Here is an 18,643-nt window from a genome sequence, read left to right as displayed (position 1 = left end):
CCCCTGCCCCGGGTCTCCGCCCGTGTAACCGGCTGGCGGGAAGCGCGTATTACCTCACGTCGCGCCGAGCCCAGAGGAGGACTGCCATGTTCGATTCGATTCGCCGACTCGTCTCCACGGTGGTTCCGACGGTCCCCCGGCAGACTCCGGCGGCCCCGGCGCCAGCGCCCCCACCCGCCGCCACACCGTCCACACCGTACTTCCGCGACACGTTCCAGGCCGCGCCGCCCCGACTCCTCGACCTGCAGGGAAGCGGTAGGGCGCCGGTCACGCTTCCGGCCCTGGTCGATGTCGAGGGAGGTGGGGGCGGGTACGAACAGGGCGAGCTCATCCATCTCAGGACCGGGTGGACGCCCCAGGGCCTCGGCTACGACGAGGCCACCGGCGAAACGCTGACGACCTACTACCACCACGAAACGCATCAGGTCCGGATCTCCATCCAGGACAAGGACACGGGAGAGGAGTCCGGTCATGTCGAGCTCGGCGGTATGGGCGCCGACCCCACCATTGGCGCCCCCACGCATGGCGGGGGTGTTTCGACCGACGGTGAGTTCGTCTACGTCGCCGACACAGAGCATATCTATGTCTATCGGCGTGAGGACATCGATGACGCGGCGGAGAGCGGGGAGACGCCGGTCCGCGCGCTTCACGTCATCGACATGCCGAGCGCCGAGGGTTTCCGGGACCCGGCGACCGGGACCCAGTACCTGTCCAACGCGAGCTATCTGACCGTCAAGGACGGCTACGTCTACGTCGGCACCTACAGCAGCGAGAAAGACGGCGTCAACACGGACTGCAGCGTCGGAGCCGTCTGGCGCTTCAAGATAGGTGAGGACGGTCAGATGGCGGAGGACTCGCTGCAGGGCCCGATTACCGCCCCGGAACGTGCGCAGGGAATGACGGTCGTGGACGGAGCCATCCTCTTCACCACGGGCAAGCAGGAGTTGATTCATCTGCCCTTCGACGAGGAGAACTTCACCGCGCCCCTCGGCGGGGGCACCGACATCAGCAACGGTCTCATCGACTCCTGGGCCCAGGGCATCCAGATCATCGATGGCCAGCTCTGGGTGAATTACGAGAGCGGCGCGGAGCAATACGAGGACGAGCTCGACGAGAACGACACGCCTCGAACGCACCTCCAGCGCATCCCGCTGGAGGAGCTGGATCTCGAAGCCGTGGGGCTCGAGGCCGACGAGCTCGATGGCTGAATTCAGCCGACCGTGAAGCGGGGCGCACGCAGCTGGCCGCGTTCGCCACGCGCGGCACGGCTGGCACATGGAAGGCACGGCCCCTGTGCCACCCGCTCTGGCGTGTGCCAGCCGTGCCGCGCCCCTCAGAGCCCTTGATTTCAACCACTTGCATCGCGCGACCGGGCGCGTGGGGCCTCGCTGAAGCCTGGCATGGCGGCTGCTCTATGCCGCGGCAACACCCTCCACACGGAGAACCCACCATGCCGACGCTGTCGACCCTCCCGCTTCGCCTTTCGCTCCGCCGCTCGCGCCACCTGGGCGCCGCGGTCCTCCTCTCCGTCGCGGGCCTGGTGAGCCAGGGGTGCGAGTCCACCCCTCCGCCCGTCGAGGAGGAGCTCGCCGCCGTGGACCCCTCCAGCTGGAGCGGTGGCTGGAAGTTCGAGCGCCAGGTGGCCCAGCGCCCCCTGGGCAAGGACGAGGCCATCACCCCCTCGGGCAAGGCCAACCTCCCCGATGGCGACTACCTCGTGCTGGGCGACGGCCGCATGTTCCGCGCCACCGGCGACGCGGCGATGGACCTTCCCCAGGAGATGCGCGGCGGTGGCAGCTGGCGCGGCGACGACGGGGGCGGCACTCCGGGCTTCCTGCTCGATAGCGTGTCCCAGGGCATCGTCATCGGCACGGATGACCGCACCGTGGTCAACTCCGACGCCACCCTCCAGACGTGGCCGTACCGGGCGGTTGGACCGATCATCTACGACGAGAACGCCACGACGGGTACCTGCACCGCGACGATGATCGGCCCTCGCCACGCGGTGACGGCCGCGCACTGCCTCCACGACAACGCGGGCACCTGGTACTGGCCGCTCTACTTCTCGCCCGGCCACAAGGGCTCTGGCGCGGACCGCACGCCCAACGGCGCCTACCGCAAGGTGGTGGCGCGCTACGCCCGTACCCACGCCACCGCGTGGGACTACGCCCTGCTCATCCTCGAGGACAAGCCGGAGACGGCGAACCTGGGCTACCTCGGGTTCGGCTGGTGGACGAGCGACTCGTTCTACCAGGACCGCGCCATGCGTGTGTGGGGCTATCCGGTCTGGAACAACACGTGCGCGGCCTCGCCCCTGGCCAGCGATGACTGCGGCGGCTACATGTACCGCTCGTCCTGCACCATCTCGAACACCACCAGCGACGTGCTCTACCACAAGTGTGACACGCAGGGTGGCAACAGCGGCTCGGCCATCCAGAGCTACGTGGGCAGCGACCTGTATGTCCTTGGCGTGCACAAGGGCTACCCGGACAGCACCACCAACTGGGGCCCGCGCTTCACCGAGCAGAAGATCGGGGACCTCTGCGACTGGATCGAGGCCTGGCCGAGCGCCTACTCCACCCGCGCCTGCAACTGATCGCACGCGCGCCCCTCCTTCCCAACTTCCGGCGGCGGGCTCGATTCCCGCCGCCTCCGCTCGGTAGAGAGCCCCGTGGCGCCCTCGAGGTGCCACGGGGTCTTCTCTTTCGGCCGGGGCCGCGAGGGGGGCCTGGCTGGTATGGTTCGTGGGGAGGAGGACAGATGCCGCCCCCCACCACGAAAGCACCGCCGCTCGAGCCGACGCTCGCGGAAGCGGCGGCTCCCTCCACCGCGACCTCTCCGGAGCGCCTCCCTTCTTCCAGAGGAGGCGCGGAGAGCCCGCTTCCCCAGCTGGAACGGTACGAGGTCCACGAGCGGGTGGGCCGCGGTGGCATGGGCGAGGTCTTCAAGGCCTTCGATCGGCGCCTCGGACGCGTCGTGGCGCTCAAGCTCATCCGCGGGGCGGACCCCGACCGGATGATGCGCTTCCTCCGGGAGGCTCGGGCCCAGGCGCGGATCCATCACCCCAACGTGTGCACCATCTACGAGGCAAGCGACGTTGGCGGGAAGGCATTCATTGCCATGCAGTTCGTCCAGGGCCAGCAGCTCGACCGGGCCGCCAGCGAGCTGTCCCTGGTCGAGAAGGTGGAGGTGATGAGGGTGGTGGCCACCGCCATCCACGAGGCGCACCGGCTTGGCATCATCCACCGGGACCTCAAGCCCTCCAACATCATGCTCGAGCGCGGGGAGGACGGGCGCTGGCGCCCGCTCGTGATGGACTTCGGGTTGGCATACGAGGTCCACCAAGGCCACGACCTCACCTCGACGGGGGCGCTGATGGGCACGCCGTCATACATGGCGCCCGAGCAGGCCCGCGGCGAGGTCCACAACATCGATCGCCGTTCGGATGTCTACAGCCTCGGCGCGACGCTCTACGAGCTGCTCGCCGGGGTGGCACCCTTCTCCGACTCCACGCTGATGGGCACCCTGGCCAAGGTGCTCCACGAGGAGCCGCCGCCCCTGCGTGCGCGTGTGCCGCGGCTCGACAGCGACCTGGAGACCATCGTCCTCAAGTGCCTGAGCAAGGAGCCGGAGCAGCGCTATTCCTCCGCGCGCGCGCTCGCCGAGGATCTCGGGCGCTACATCGACGGCGAACCCATCCTCGGGCGGCGCCCGAGCCTGGCGCATCGGCTGCGGCGCTTCTCCCGGAAGCACCGGGCCCTCGTCTCGGTCTCCGCGGTGTCGCTGGCGAGCATCCTGATGCTCTCCGCTCTCGGGGTGTACTCCTCGCTCCAGGCACGCCACGCCCGGCAGCAGTCAGAGGAGCGCGCCGCGGTGGCCGGGCAGCTCGGACAGCAGGTCAAGCAGATCGAGTGGTTCCTGCGCACCTCCCACACGCTGTTGCTGCACGATACCGGCCGCGAGCATCAGCTCGTCCGTGAGCAGATGGCGAGGATCGCGGCGCTGCGGCACGGGTTGGGGGCCCACGGCGAGGGGCTCGTCCAGTACGCGCTCGGGCGCGGCCACCTGGCGATGCACGAGCTCGAGGCGGCCCGGGAGGCGTTGACGCGCGCCCGGGAGAACGGCGTGGACACACCGGAGCTGCACTACGCGCTCGGGCGCACGCTCGGGGAGCTGTACCACCGGCTGCTGGAGGAGGCGCGGCGCAGGGGCGGCAAGGACTGGGCGGCCGGGCAGCAGCGCCTCCTCGAGCAGCAGTACCTCGAGCCCGCGCTCCAGTCGCTCGATCGCAGCCGGGGGCTGGAGCTGGAGTCGCCTTTCTACCTCGAGGGGCTGATCGCCTTCTACCGGCGGGAGTATGCCGGGGCGGCGAAGGCCGCGGAGCAGGCGGCGGCGCAAAGTCCCTGGATGTACGAGGCCAGGCGGCTGGCGGGAGACGTGGCCCATGCCCGGGCCATGGAGCACCTGGAGCAGGGCGCATACGACGCGGCGCGCGCCGGCTTCGAGGAAGCGGCGCGCCTGTACGAGCGGGCGGTGGAGGACGGGCGCAGTGACCCGCGGAACCACGACGCACTGGCCGAGGTGTGGCTGCAGCAGTCGGAGCTGGACCTGCGGCAGGGACGCTCGCGGAAGGAGTCGCTCGAACGAGCCCTGGTGGCGAGCGACAAGGCCCTCCAGGCGGCCCCGCTGCGCGCGTTCGGGCACACCCGGAAGGCCTACGTGCTCATGAACTGGTACCGGGTGATGAACTTCCAGGGCGGCGGGCTGGATCCGAAGCCGATCCTCGCCGAATGGCTCGCCACGGCCTCGCGCGCCGTGGAGCTGGACCCCCGGGATGTCTACGCTCACGACACGCTGGGGCTGAGCCACTACATGCGGGGTCTGCAACAGGCGCGGGAGGGCAAGGATCCGAACCCGGCCTGGGACGAGGCCATCGCGTCGTTGACCCGGGCGATCGAGCTCGAGCCCAACTATCCGTGGGGGCTCAACGACCTCGGGAACGTCCACCGCTGGAGGGGCAACCACCAGCGGGAGCACGGTCAGGATCCCCGCTCGGCCTACGTGGAGGCGGAGCGGTACTTCCTCCGGGCAACCCAGAGCGACCCGAAGTACCTCTTCGCATTCGTCAACCTGGCCGACCTCTACAACGCCATGGCGAGCGACAGCGTCTCGCGCGGAGAGGACCCACGAGCAGAGGTACGGAAGGCCCTCGAGGCGGCCTGGCAGGCCCTCGCCATCGACGCTCGCTTCTACGCGGCGCTGAACATCGTCGCCCTCGCGGAGCTGACCCAGGCCCGCCATCAGCTCGGCTCCGGTGGTGACCCTCGCGCTTCATTGGAGCGGGCTGCCTCGTCTCTCGCGCGCTCCATCGAGCTCAACCCGGCGCATGGGCGGACCCAGCTCTACCGGGCCATGGGTCACCTGCTCGCGATGACCTACGCCCTGCAACGGAACGAAGACCCAGGCCCCGCGCTCGCGGCGGGACGAGCAGCGCTGGTGGAGGCCTACCGTCTCGACCCCAGGTGCGTGGACTGCCGGGTGGAGGGCGCGCGACTGGCCCTGGCGGAGGCGGACTGGGCGAAGAGGAGCGCGCGAGGGGAGCTGCCGCACTTGCGAAGGGCGTTCGCCGAGGCACGCCGCGCGGTGGAGCTGCACGCCTACAACGAGAGCCACGAGGTGCTGGCGAGGGTGTCATGGCGGCTGGCGGAGGTGCTGCCGAGGGGAGAGGCTTCCGCCGCCCTCACCCAGGGACTGGAGCAGGTGGCGCTCGCGCTCCGGCTCGACCCGCGGTCGGCGCACGCCCACGCGACCCATGGCAGGCTGTTGCTGGCGCGCGCGCGGCTCCTGGACGAGAAGAGCCAGCGGGGCGACACCGCGCTGCGAGCACGGGACGCCCTCGCGCGGGCCCTCGAGCTCAACCCCCTGCTCCAGCGGGAGCTCGAGGCGCCAGCGCGCGAGGCGGAGGCGCTGCTCGCTCCGGCCGAGTGACTCCCACGGAATTAGGGGAACGGCCCGGTCACGAGCGTCCCCTCTCCGGACTTGCACGAGGGCACGCCGTATTTGGTGGCGAGCTCCTGGAGCTGGGACGCGAGCTGGGGATCCTTGAGACGGTTGTTCTCCGGGGTGATGCACTCCGCACCCTGAGGGCCCCAGACGGCTTCCACGTCTTCGATGACGTCGGCCTTGATGTTGAGTTGATCCCGTCTACGGACCTCGATGCCGCTCCGTGTGTAGCTCCGCAAGTGGCCGGCCTCCACGAAGTAGGCGGCACGCTTCGCTTGGAGACAGGACGCGTAGATCGTTTCGAGCATTGTGTCGGGCTGGCCCTTACCGGTGTTCCACGGCACGTAGCCCCAGACCTGGGAGCAGGTGACAATGGCGCCCGTTTCGCAGGCCATCGTCACGACGTTTGGCTCTTCTGTCACGTAGGCGTTCCAGCCATCCACCGCCCGGCCGGGAAGGAAGGCCGTACGCGCAGGAGGGCTATTCGGGTAGGGGCCGGCACAAAGTGGCTTGGGCCCATCGGCTCCGGTGTATTGGACCCTGTATCGGCTGGTGACGCCCAGCTCATGCTCACCGAATCCCAGCCTGTAGGCAGGGGCGTTGGGATTGGCACCGACCCGGAGCTCCACCTGGCTGATGCTCACCCCGCTGAAGAAGCTGTCATCATCGAGCGTGAGCTGGAAGTTTCCATCCTTGATCCGGGCCGACCTGACAGCCTTGACGACATCCCCATGCACCGCGCTGACGGGTAGCTCGACGGGTGTCCAACCCGGCCAGGCCAGGCCCCGGAGCATGACGGTCTGTTTGCCTTCGAGCTCGCGGTTGACAAAAGCCTCCGGACAGAATGCGCCCCCTCTCCTCACAGAACGTTCGTCAGGGTGCTCCGGCGCCCCGAAGCAGTAGTTTCCTCGCTCGGCGACGTAGATCCCCAGACCATTCGAACAGCCCGGGTCGCACGTTCCCGTGGGGCATCCGCCGCAGCTCAAACAGGAAATGCCTTTATCAGTGGTTTCGACCGTGCAACTCCCGCAGTCGGATGACGTCAAGGAGGCCGGGTCGGCCGGCTCACAGGTCTGGTGGGTGCTGCTGACCCTGCATGTCGTCGGGCAGGAACTGACCAGCTTGCTCACCCCCATGGAGCTTGTCGCCTGATCGCCCTCCCCCGCTGGCTCGCCCGTGGTGCGACACCCGTTCCCCCCGGAGGCCACCATCAGCAGAACCATGCAGCTGAGCCATGTGGATACCCGCATGGCGGATGAGTGCCTACCCGGCTCCTGGTTCATCATCACTCCCATCTGCTCTTCCTCCACGGTCGATCAGGGCGGTGTGCGCCTGGGGGGCTCAGCTAGCCAGATCCATGCCAGACTGTGAGAGCAACCTTACCCGAGTGGGGTTCTCTGCCGCTCCCGGTGACTCACCTGAGGTGTGGCACGGTTGCTGGCACAGTGACCTGTGCCAGGCACTTGTTGCCTATATTCGGGCCGGCCATGGACAAGGACGGGTCGACCCTGCAGTCGAGCGGGGAGATGAGTGGGAGCAGCACCGCGGTGGCACGCACCCCGGGGCTGATCCTTCTCTTCTCCCACGGAGTGATGAGCGCGAAGGCCCTGCCCCTGCTCAGCGGGTCCCTGGAGCTGGGCCGCGGCGCGGCGGCGATGGGAGAGGTCCACGATCTCCGGATGTCGCGCCGTCATGCCCGCATCCAGTTCGACGGGCGGCGCTTCCAGGTCATCGACCTGGGAAGCCAGAACGGCACCTTCGTGGATGGGGAGCCGCTCCCCGCGGGGACGCCACGTGAGGCGCAACGGGTGATCCGCCTGGGAGACTCGCTCTTCGTTCCTTGTCCGGATGTGGGGCCGCTGGCGAAGCACGGGGTCGAAATCATGGACGGATTCGTCCGAGGCCCCGCGGTCCAGGCACTGCTGGCGGAGGTGACGCGGGCGGCACAGCTCGGGTTCTCGCTGCATGTTCACGGCGAGAGCGGCACCGGCAAGGAGGGAGTGGTGCAGGCCTTCCACGACCATGGTCCCCACCGCGAGGGCCCCCTGGTGGCGGTCAACTGCGCGACGATTCCCCAGGGGCTCGCGGAGCGGCTCCTGTTCGGCTCCAAGCGGGGTGCCTACTCGGGGGCTGACGACGCGGAGGGCTTCCTCCAGAACGCGGATGGGGGCACGCTCTTTCTCGACGAGGTGGTGGAGCTCGACCTGGCCGTCCAGGCCAAGCTGTTGAGGGCGCTGGAGGCTCGGGAGGTGCTCCCATTGGGAGCATCTCGTCCGAAGAAGGTGAACCTGCGGGTGTGCTCGGCGACTCACAGGGACCTGCGCGCGCAGGTGGCGAACGGGAAGCTGCGGGAGGACCTGTACTTCCGCATCGGACGCCCGGAGGTCACCCTGCCGCCACTCCGGCAGCGCCCCGAGGAAGTCCCTCTGCTTCTCCAACGCGCGGTGGCCCAGGTGTCCGACGGGCTGGAGCTCCACGTCTCGTTGGTGGAGACCTGTCTGCTGCGGCCCTGGCCAGGCAACGTCCGCGAGCTTCTGGTCGAGGCGCGCAGCGCCGCCCATGCAGCGCTGATGAAGGGTGCCCGGTGTGTCGAGGCGCGACACCTGAGCCCGAGCGCAGGCACGGCTTTCAGCTCCACCGCTCCCGCCGCGCCGGCACCGGAGGCGCCGTCATTGCCCCGAGGGGGAGCACCGCAGGCCAGGCCCCTGAACGACGGCGAGCGTGCCCGGATCGAGACGGCCTTGCGGGAACACGGTGGGAACGTGGCCGCGACCGCGCGCGCTCTCGGGATGCACCGCACCCAGCTGCGGCGCTTGCTGGAGCGCCACGCGATTCCAGCGGGAGCCGAGCCCGACGAAGGGTGAGGCATCGCGGCGTCTCGCCCGGGCCCGCAGGGCAGTCCCTCAATCCCAGTGCAGGCACGCATCTCTCGGGATGACTTGACTTAAATGAATTTCCTGTCATCCTTGAATGGATTTCGATCGCGTCATCCTCAGGTTCTTCGGCTTCCGGTGGTCGTGCAACGCGATCTCCCGCTCCATCCGGAGAAGGATCCGATGAACCTGAAGCCCGCCCTCCCCTTCAGACCGCCGCTCCGGTTGCTCTCCTGTCCGCGACGCCTCACGCGTCCTCGTCAGGCGTTCTGACGCGCCATCGCTCGGCTTTCGGTTCGGCAGTCCTTCAATTCCAGACTGGACGAAGTCCAACACTGAACAGGAGGGTCCATGGGACATCTCTCGAGTGCGGAGCTTTCTCACAACCAGCCAATCCCCACGTCTGTCGACATCCTCGTCGTGGGGGCCGGCATGGCCGGCCTCTACTCCACGTGGCGCATCCTGCGGGAGCACGCGGGGGCGGACATCGCCATCTTCGAGCGCTCGGACCGCACCGGCGGCAGGCTCGACTCCGACCTCATCCGCTTCGGCGACAAGGAGACGGTGAAGGAGGAGGAAGGTGGCATGCGCTTCACCTTCGACCTCATGGACGACCTCATGAGCCTGCTGCTCCTCTTCGGGCTCGACAAGGAGGTGGTCCCGTTTCCCATGAGCGGCTCGGGCACCAACCGCCTCTGCTTCCGCGGCACGAGCTTCGACACGGAGCAGTCCGTCGCCGACAACTACCGCATCTGGAGCGAGCTCTACAACCTCGCTCCCTCCGAGAAGGGCATCAACCCTTCCACCATGATTGACACCGTCTTCAATCGCATCCTCGCCGTCAATCCGAACTTCAAGGACCGGCCGAACCGTCGCACCCCGGAGTTCTGGCAGCGCTTCCGGCTCGAATGCCAGTGGAACGGCGTCAAGCTCAAGGACTGGTCGCTCTGGGACCTCTTCATCTCGATGGGGTACTCCAACGAGTGCGTCCAGATGCTGTACGCGCTGTCGGGCTTCAACGGCACGTTCCTGTCACGGATGAACGCCGGTGAGGCGTATCAATTGCTGGAGGACTTCCCGGCCAATCCCGACTTCCACACGCTCGAGAACGGCTTCAGCACGCTCCCGAACGCGCTCGCCTCCAGCCTCCCGAAGGAGCGCATCCATCTCAACACCGAGGTCACCAGCATCGTCGGCAAGGAGCGCGACGCCTACGTCGTGAGGTACACGACGAAGGACAAGAGCGGAAAGCTCGAGAGCGGGACGATCCAGGCCCGGAAGCTCATCCTCGCCATTCCCCGGCTGCCGCTCGAGAAGCTCTTCCTGCGGTCTCCGGCGCTGAACGACCTGACCGACGGCGCGTCCGCGATGCTGTGGGACACCCTGCAGACCACGACGAACCAGGCCCTGCTGAAGATCAACCTCTACTATGACACCGCCTGGTGGGGGAACAACCTGAGCGGCCAGCTCGGCGTCGGGTACGGGCCCAACTTCTCCGACCTGCCGCTCGGGTCCGTCTACCCCTTCTATGCCATCGACGAGGCGACCTTCGCCGCGCTCGAGTACTCGAACTGGATGCAGCAGCGGGGTGAACCGATTCCGGAGCACCTGCAGGTCAAGCTCGATGCCATCCAGGCCCGGAAGTACACGTTGCCGGCCGCGCTCACCATCTACTGCGACTACTTGAACATCAACTTCTGGAAGGCCCTCCAGCAGACGGGACCGCTGTTCGATTCGGCGATGCAGCGCGAATACAGCGCCAGGCAGCCCCAGAGCATCTTCGCCGCTTCGGACGCGGTCGTGGAGACCGCGACCCGGTTCTTCAAGCAGCTGTTCAACACGAACTACGCTCCCAGGCCCGTGATGACGAGCGCGCGCATCTGGGATGGCTCCACCCTGACCCGGACGCCGCCTGCCGAGAACTTCGACTTCGGCGTGCACCAATGGGGGCTGCACGCGAACGACGGCGAAGTGATTCCGTACCTGGTCGAGCCGCTGAAGAACCTCTACACGTGCGGCGAGGCCTATTCGGATTACCAGGGCTGGGTCGAAGGCGCCCTGCGCTCCGCCGATCTCGTCCTGGCCAAGGCCTTCAAGCTGAAGCCGATCTCCGAGGTCTATCGGGAGGAGCACGGCGTCACCCCGTCGGAGGCCATGAAGGTCGCCTACGCCAGGCGCAGCGCGGAATCGATTCGCAAGTACATCGATCCCAGCTTCGGCGGCACCCAGGAGAAGGAGCTGGCCGCCGCCCAGGGCCGGCGCAAGCCCAGGCACCCGCACGCGGTCTCTCTCACCTACTTCGACAAGCCGTAAGGCTCACGCTTGCAAGGGGATAAGGCCATGAAGTGGACGGTTGCCCAATACCTCAAGACCCGGCTCGAGCAGCTGGGTCTGGACCGCTTGTTTGGCGTCGCCGGGAACTACACGGCGCCGTTCCTGAATACGATTCTGGCGGACAAGAAGTCTCCAATCGTCATCACCCACAACGCGAACGAACTCTGTGCCGGCTACGCCGCCGACGCCTACGCGCGGCTCAAGGGCATCGGCGCGCTCCACGTCACCTACAGCGTCGGAGCCTTCAGTCTCCTGAACGCGATTGCCGGGTCCTATACCGAGCAGGTCCCCGTGCTGCTGATCAACGGGGCACCGACCAACAAGGAGGACTCGGTCGAAAAGAACGCGGGCCTCCTGTACTCGCACACCACGGGCGCCCCGGCCGTGGACATCGACGTGTTCCGGCCCGTGACGGTGGGCGCGGAGCGGGTGTCCGATGCGCGACGCGCCCCCTACCAGATCGACTCGGTGCTCACGGCGATGCTCACGCAGCGGCGACCGGTCTACCTGGAGTTCGCCGAGGATGTCTGGCGAGCGGCGTGTCAGGCACCCGTGGGTGAGCTGCGCTCCGGCCTCGGGACGACCATCGCGGTGAGCGAAGCCACGCAGGCCGTGGCTGCCGCCATGCAGCTGATCCAGAGCAAGACGAAGTGCATCTTCTGGGCGGGAATCGAGCTGCAGCGGTTCGGCCTCACCCAGCCGTTCCTGAGCCTGCTCGACACCGTCAACCGGTTGCACGCCTTCGAAGGCCAGGGCATCGGGTTCGTCACTTCACCGCTGAGCAAGTCCGTCGTGTCCGAAGACCACGCGTACTTCCAGGGCTGCGTCACGCTGACCCAGACCGAGATTCAGCAGCTCGTTGGCGACGACGGCTGCCTCATCGGACTCGGGGCCTGGACCACCGGCAAGGACACCGGCAATCAGAACATCCGCAGCTCGAGCACCATCCTGGCATCGCACGGGGGTGTGTGGGTCGGCGCGAGCTTCTTCCCGCTCGTCGGCCTCGAGGCGTTCATCCAGGGGCTCGAGAAGGCGTTCATCGCCTGGGCGGAGCAGAGCGCGGGAAAGCACCTGGCCGGCTTGCGGGTCAGGCCCGCCGTGTCGAGCAAGGCCGCGCTCAAGGCCCCGCGGCTCACGTACGACGCGTTCTTCGCTTCGCTTGGCGGCTGGCTCACGGCCAAGGAGGTGGTGGTCGTCGACGCCGGCTTCCCGCTCGTCGGCGCACAGAGCCTCCACATCCCGGCGCAGGATGGGTTCGTGGCTCAAGCCGCCTGGCTCGCGATCGGCTACTCCGTGGGTGCCGGGACCGGCGTCAGCTGCGCCAGACCTGACAAGCGCGCCATCGTCATCGTCGGGGACGGCGCGTTCCACGAGACCTGCCAGGCCGTATCGGACCACCACGCGAACGGATTGAACACGGTCGTGTTCGTGCTGGCGAACGGGCTCTACGGCATCGAGCAGCAGATCGTGAACCCCAACCCGTTCCGCTCGCCGGTGGTGGAGTACAAGGATCCGTTGCTCGACACGTTCTATCCCTACAACGTCCTGCCTCGCTGGAAGTATGACCGGATCGCCGAGGTGTTCGGCGGTGTCGGCCGCAAGGCCGCCAGCGTCGACGAGCTCGAAGGCGTTCTCCGGGAGATACGCGACACGCCCGGGCAGAACTTCGTCGTCGAGATCACCATCCCAGAGGCGGACTCGCCGGCCGCCATCCGGGCCGGCCTCGAAACCACGGTGGGCGAGGACGAAATCGAGAACCCGGGCTGGCCGCCTCCCAGCATCTTCTGAGACGGCGGCGGGGCCCATCCCTGGATTCAGCGTGGAGCTGCCCCACCAGATGAGGACACCCGTCCGCACCCGGTGGGGTTTCAGGCGTCACCCCTCAGCGCTCGACAGCGTCTTGAGCATCGACTCCACCGCCTCGAGACGGACGGGCTTGACCAGGTGCGCGTTGAATCCCGCCTCGCGCGAGCGCTGGTGGTCCGCCTCCTGGCCGTAGCCGGTAATGGCGATGAGCTTCATGGCCGCGAGCGCGGGAACCTCCCGGAGGCGGCGCGCCAGCTCATACCCATCCATGACGGGGAGCCCGATGTCGAGCAGGGCGAAGTCCGGCTGGAAGCCCTCCACGGCGCGCAGGGCCGCGGGGCCATCATGGGCGATGCGCGTCTCATGACCCAGCGACTGCAGGAACTCGGCCAGGAGGTCCACCGCATCCTCGTTGTCGTCGACGACGAGAATCCTGCATCCCGTCTCCCGCGCGGGCTCCACCGCCGCATGGACTCCGCCGGCGGTGGAAGTCACCACGGCCTGCTGCGCCGCCACGGGGAGTCGGAGGGTGAACTCGCTTCCACGGCCCCTCCCCTCGCTGCGCGCGGACACCGTGCCGCCATGCATGGCCACCATGCTGCGCACGATGGCGAGCCCCAGGCCCAGACCTCCCTGGGAGCGGTCCAGGGATTGGCGCTCCTGGACGAAGAGCTCGAAGACGCGCGGCAGCATCTCCGGCGCGATGCCAATCCCGCTGTCTCGTACCGAGAGCGTCACTGCCGAGTCCTCGCGCGTGGCGGTGATGGAGATGCGCCCTCCCCGCTCGGTGTACTTCGCGGCGTTGGTGAGCAGGTTCAAGACGACCTGCGCGAGCCGGGTGGGGTCCGCGTCCACCGCCAACCCCCGGGGCGCCACCGACACGGACAGGTGGTGCTGCTGTTGCTCGAGGAGCGGGCTGGCCATCTCGATGGCCCTGGCCACGACCTCGGCGAGCTCGATGACCTGCTTCTTCAGCTCGACCTTGCCTCGGGTGATGCGCGACACGTCGAGCAGGTCGTCCACCAGCCGCATGAGGTGGTCGACCTGGCGCTCGATGACCCTTCGCTCCTTCTGGGCCGTGTCCCCCAGGCGCAGTCGCATCAGGTGGAGCGCCGTGGTGATGGGCGCCAGGGGGTTGCGCAGCTCGTGTCCCAGCATGGCCAGGAACTCGTCCTTGGCGCGGTTCGCCGACTCCGCTTCGCGCGTCGCCGACTCCAGGCTTCGCCGCGCGCGCACCTGGTCGGTGATGTTGACGGCCACCACCATGATGCCGTCCACCTCGCCCGCGGCGTTGCGCACCGGAAACGCGTTGAAGGTGAAGAACACCTCCTCCACCCCCCGGCCCAGGTCGAGCGCCCCCCGGAACTCCTCCGCCACGAAGGGCTCGCCCGTCTGGTAGACGCGATCGTACATCGCTTCGATCGCCGTTCCCTTCGCCTCGGGGAAGACCTCCAGGATGGTACGTCCGAGGAGCGCCTCCTTGCCGACCATCGCCTTGTAGCGGGGATTGGCCAGCTCGAAGACGTGCTTGGGTCCCCGGAGCACCACGATGGGCACGGGGGCCTGCTCGAAGAGCGAATACATCTTCTCGCGCTCCCGGAGCGCCGCGCGTCTCAGCTCGGACAGCTGGAGGTGAGTGGCGACACGTGCCACGAGCTCGCGAGCGGAGAAGGGCTTGATGAGGTAGTCGTCCGCGCCCGCCTCCAGTCCCTCGACACGCGACTCCTCCCCTGCCCGCGCCGAGAGCATGATGACGGGAATCTCCTTCAGCCGCTCGTCGGCGCGCAGCGCCTGGAGCAGGCCGAAGCCGTCGAGGTTCGGCATCATCACGTCCGTGAGGACCAGGTCGGGCAGCTGGCGCCGCGCCGCCTCCAGGGCCTGGGCACCGTCGGCCACGGCCTCGACATTCCAGCGCTCGCCCAGCAGCCGCCGGACGTAGCCGCGCATGTCGGCATTGTCGTCCGCGAGCAGGATGCGGGCGTTCGGGTTCGTGGCCAGGGCCCCCAGGCCCGCCGCCGGCTGCAGGGTCGGCTCCAGGCTCCGGGCGACCTCCGCCGCTTCGCTCTCCGGCAACCAGCGCAGCGCCTCGTGCACGTAGGGCGCCGCGCCGGTGGCGGTGGTGACGAGGGTGTGCTTCGTGTGGACCCGGTCCTGCGGCAGGTGCGCGAAGCCCCGCGGAATGCAGACCCGGAAGCGTGTGCCGTGACCCAACTGGCTGGAGACCTCGATGGAGCCTCCGTGGAGCCGCACCAGCTCGTGGACGAGTGCCAGGCCAATGCCCGAGCCCTCGTGCGTGCGCGAACGTGCCCCCTGGACCCGGTGGAAGCGCTTGAAGATGTCCGGCAGCTCCTTCTCGGGGATGCCCGTCCCGGTGTCCCGCACCACCAGCTCCACCGACTCCCCGAGCCAGCGCAGCGCGATGCCAATCTCCCCCTCGAACGTGAACTTGAGCGCGTTCGAGAGCAGGTTGAGGACGATCTTCTCCCACATGTCGTGGTCGACGTAGACGTGCTCGGGGAGCGGGGGGCACTCGACGACGAACCTCAGGCCGGCGCGCTCGAGGGCCGACCGGAACGCGCTGGCGAGGTCGGTGGTCACCGAGGCCAGGTCGGTGGGCTCGTATGACGCCGTCGCGCGCCCCGCCTCGATGCGGGAGAAGTCGAGCAGCGAGTTGACCAGCTTCAAGAGCCGCAGGGCATTGCGGTAGACGACGTTCAGGTTCTCGCCCATGAGGGCCCGCCGCGGCGAGGCGAGTGCGTCCTCGGCCGGCCCGAGCATCAGCGACAGCGGCGTCCGGAACTCGTGGCTGACATTGCTGAAGAAGGCCGTCTTCGCGAGATCCAGCTCGGTCAGGGCCTGGGCGCGGCGGCGCTCCTCCTCGTACGCGCGGGCATTGGTGATGGCCGTCACCACCTGGTCGGCGGCGAGCTTGCACAGGCCCAGGTAGTGCTCGTCGAAGGGGCGGCGGGGGCTCAGCCCGCTGACGAGGAAGCCCGAGGGCCGCGGCTGGCCGGGCCGGGTGAAGGCCACGACGATGGCACGCTCCGGCGGTGTGCCCCACGGCCCCCCGGGCAGACCCGCGAAGCGCCCCCCGAGCCCGTCCACGATGACGTGGCCCTCACGGGCCGCCTCGGCGAAGGGCCAGGGCGAGGTGGCGGAGTCGAGTGCCACCCGCTCGGTCCTGGCCGGGCCTTCGTAGCCGTCCAGGCCGCTCGTGCTGGAGAGCCGGACTTCACGCCCTTCCACATCCAGGAGGTAGATGAGCGAGAAAGGGAGGTCCGCGCTGTTCGTCGCGAAGACAGCCGTCGCCAGGGTGCAGGCCTCATCCACGGACCTCGCGTCCGCCAGTCGGGCCGCGAGGTCGCGGAGCAACCGCACCTGCCGCTCTCCGCGCACCTTCTGCGTCGTCTCCTGGACGGTGTTCAGCACCCCGCCGACCCGGCCCTCGTCGTCGGGCACGGGGCTGTACGAGAACGTGTGGAAGGTCTCCTCCACGAAGCCGCGGCTGTTGATGAAGAGCTGGAAGTCCTCGTGCCATGGCGGCGGCCCGCCCGCCAGGACCCCCTCCGCCATGGGGCCGATGACATCCCAGATCTCCGACCAGATGCGGCGCGCGGGCGCGCCCATCGAGGCCGGGTGCTTGACGCCAAGGACCGGCCGATAGGCGTCGTTGTAGATCTGCAGCATGTCGGGGCCCCACCACACGAGCATGGGGAAGCGGCTGCCGAGGATGACGCCCACCATGGTCTTCAAGCTGCGGGGCCACCCGGTGACAGGGCCCAGCCCGGTCCTGGACCAGTCAATCGACCGCATCAGCGCCCCCATCTCGCCTCCCCCCTGGAGGCAGGTCTCATCGGAGGTCCGCCCATCCGGCAGACAGAGCGGGTGACGTTCGGCGTCCGGCATACGGGGAGTTCCTCCAACGCTGCGTGCGCCCGGGGTGACGCTCGAAGCGCGGAAGTTAACCCGAGCCCCGCCGGGGCTCGTGGGAAACCTCCCGGGAGACCGCGCAGCCAGCGCCCGCCAGGCCGCCCCATCAGCAGGCGTGGGACGCGTGGCATGGCGCGGGAGCCAGGTCTCCTCTCACGCCCGTGAGGCGGAGCCGAAGCGGAAGACGGTGTGCGGCCGGACCCCATGAGCCCCGGCGGGGAACCGGCGACGGCTGTGCGATGCTGTTCCCCGGATGAAGACCGTCACACGACAAGGGTCTCAGAAGCTCGGCGGGCTCGCTTTCGCGGAAGGTGCTCGCGTCCCCTTCGGCCTCGACGCCATCCGTGCCGGGTACGTGTTCGCCGGAGTCCTGTGTAGCGCCTGCGTGGTCCTGGACTGGGCCATCCTGGGCCAGGTGTCCCTCGCCACGCTGCCGGCCCGGTGCGCCTGGGGCGGCACGATGGTCCTGCTCGGCCTGCTCGGCCGGCCCTCGCTGGATGAACCCTCCTGGCACGCAACCCTGGTCGCGGTGGTGACGGCGTTCTGCTTCCCGGTCATCGTGCACCAGACGGGTGGCACGCAGAGCCCGCTCTTCTTCTGGAACATGGCCATCCCGCTCTGCTTCATGGCCATCGCGCATGGAGACCTGCGCGCGGTCGTGGTCAGCACCGTCCTCAACGCGGCCGGCGTCATGGTCATCGTCGGGCGGAGTGGCTCCGGCGTGAGCGAGGCCGCGCTCTGGGGCGGAATGAGCGTGATTGCCGGCCTCATCGGCATGTACGGAACGTACGCGCACCGCCGGGTCCTCCAGGACAAGGTGCGCCACGAGCGGGAGCGCGCGGAGACCCTGCGGCAGCTCGCCGAGAGCGAGCGGCGCCGGGGCCGTTTCGAGCGGCTCGCGCTCGTCGGGCAGCTCGCCGCGGGCGTGGCGCACGAAATCAACAACCCCCTGGCCTTCGTCAGCTCGAACCTGCGCCATCTGGAAGAGCTGCGAGCACGTGGCGAGGTGTGTGACCCGCGGGAACTCGAGGAGATTCATCGCGAGACGCTGGAGGGCGTGCGGCGCATCCACCAGATTGTCCGGGACCTGAAGACCTTCGCGCGCGATGACTCGAGCGATGGCGACACCAGCTCCGCCGCCGAGGTCGTCGCGGAAGCGCTCCGGCTCGGCAGGCCGAAGTTGCACGGCGCCGTGCGCGTCATCGACGAGGTCCCCTCCCAGCTTTCGCCGGTGCGGTTCGGCAAGGGCCGCTTCGTGCAGGTGGTGCTGAACCTGCTGACGAACGCGGTGGACGCGACGGCCGGCAGTGGAGCCTCACGAGGTCCGGAGATTCGCATCGGCGCGAGGGAGCACGCGGGAACCGTCATCCTCCACGTCGAGGACAACGGCCCGGGAATCTCCGAAGACGCGCTGGAGCGCCTGTTCGAGCCCTTCTTCACGACCAAGCCCGCCGGCGTGGGGACCGGGCTGGGGCTCGCGCTCTGCCGCGAGTACGTCGAGCGGGTGGGCGGAACCATCACCGCGGAGAACAGGCAGGGCGGTGGCGCCCGATTCATCGTCACACTGCCGGTGGAGGCCCCGGAGCGAGAACAGGCTGCATCGCTGGGCCGGTATGTCGTTGCGGAGAATCCATCCTAGCCCGCCCCGCGCAGCACCTTGAACACCGCGGCGGTCTCCTCGGCGCCATGCCCCATCC

9 protein-coding genes are annotated in these 18,643 nt (G+C 68.5%); 7 read left to right on the top strand and 2 right to left on the bottom strand.

The annotated features are described in order from the left end of the window. Positions 1-86 precede the first annotated feature (86 nt). The 3 genes from HG543_RS05295 to HG543_RS05285 all read left to right on the top strand — a co-directional run bounded on the left by HG543_RS05295 (position 87) and on the right by HG543_RS05285 (position 5,988). Positions 87-1,208, top strand: a complete 1,122-nt coding sequence (locus HG543_RS05295; protein WP_169343571.1) for a hypothetical protein — start codon at positions 87-89, stop codon at positions 1,206-1,208. A 242-nt stretch (positions 1,209-1,450) separates the two neighbouring features. Further along, positions 1,451-2,596, top strand: coding sequence for a trypsin-like serine peptidase (locus tag HG543_RS05290; RefSeq protein ID WP_169343570.1), 1,146 nt, complete (start codon positions 1,451-1,453; stop codon positions 2,594-2,596). Between the two features lie 164 nt (positions 2,597-2,760). Then, a complete protein-coding gene (locus HG543_RS05285) occupies positions 2,761-5,988 on the top strand; it encodes a serine/threonine-protein kinase (RefSeq protein ID WP_169343569.1) in 3,228 nt (1,075 codons plus the stop codon). A gap of 11 nt (positions 5,989-5,999) precedes the next feature. Here the strand turns inward: HG543_RS05285 and HG543_RS05280 are convergent, their stop codons facing one another. Next, positions 6,000-7,133: an ADYC domain-containing protein gene (locus HG543_RS05280; RefSeq protein WP_169343568.1), complete on the bottom strand. Its 1,134-nt coding sequence runs from the start codon at positions 7,131-7,133 to the stop codon at positions 6,000-6,002. A 462-nt stretch (positions 7,134-7,595) separates the two neighbouring features. On the opposite strand from HG543_RS05280, the gene HG543_RS05275 reads away from it, so the two are divergent. From HG543_RS05275 to HG543_RS05265, 3 genes are all read left to right on the top strand, one after another. Continuing rightward, a complete protein-coding gene (locus HG543_RS05275) occupies positions 7,596-8,867 on the top strand; it encodes an FHA and sigma-54 interaction domain-containing protein (protein WP_246356770.1) in 1,272 nt (423 codons plus the stop codon). Positions 8,868-9,227: 360 nt separating this feature from the next. Further along, complete coding sequence (locus HG543_RS05270) at positions 9,228-11,189, top strand: flavin monoamine oxidase family protein (protein WP_169343566.1); 1,962 nt, start codon at positions 9,228-9,230, stop codon at positions 11,187-11,189. A gap of 27 nt (positions 11,190-11,216) precedes the next feature. After that, the gene (locus HG543_RS05265; RefSeq protein WP_169343565.1) at positions 11,217-12,998 is read left to right on the top strand and encodes an alpha-keto acid decarboxylase family protein; all 1,782 of its coding nucleotides are present in this window, start codon (positions 11,217-11,219) and stop codon (positions 12,996-12,998) included. A gap of 87 nt (positions 12,999-13,085) precedes the next feature. Here the strand turns inward: HG543_RS05265 and HG543_RS05260 are convergent, their stop codons facing one another. Then, positions 13,086-16,922: an ATP-binding protein gene (locus HG543_RS05260; protein WP_169343564.1), complete on the bottom strand. Its 3,837-nt coding sequence runs from the start codon at positions 16,920-16,922 to the stop codon at positions 13,086-13,088. A gap of 277 nt (positions 16,923-17,199) precedes the next feature. Between HG543_RS05260 and HG543_RS05255 the strand changes: the two genes are divergently transcribed. Beyond that, complete coding sequence (locus HG543_RS05255; RefSeq protein ID WP_169343563.1) at positions 17,200-18,585, top strand: sensor histidine kinase; 1,386 nt, start codon at positions 17,200-17,202, stop codon at positions 18,583-18,585. Positions 18,586-18,643: the final 58 nt, after the last annotated feature.

Origin of the sequence: Pyxidicoccus fallax (assembly GCF_012933655.1) — a bacterium.
GTDB lineage: Bacteria > Myxococcota > Myxococcia > Myxococcales > Myxococcaceae > Myxococcus > Myxococcus fallax.
This window is presented reverse-complemented; position numbering and strand designations above follow the sequence as displayed.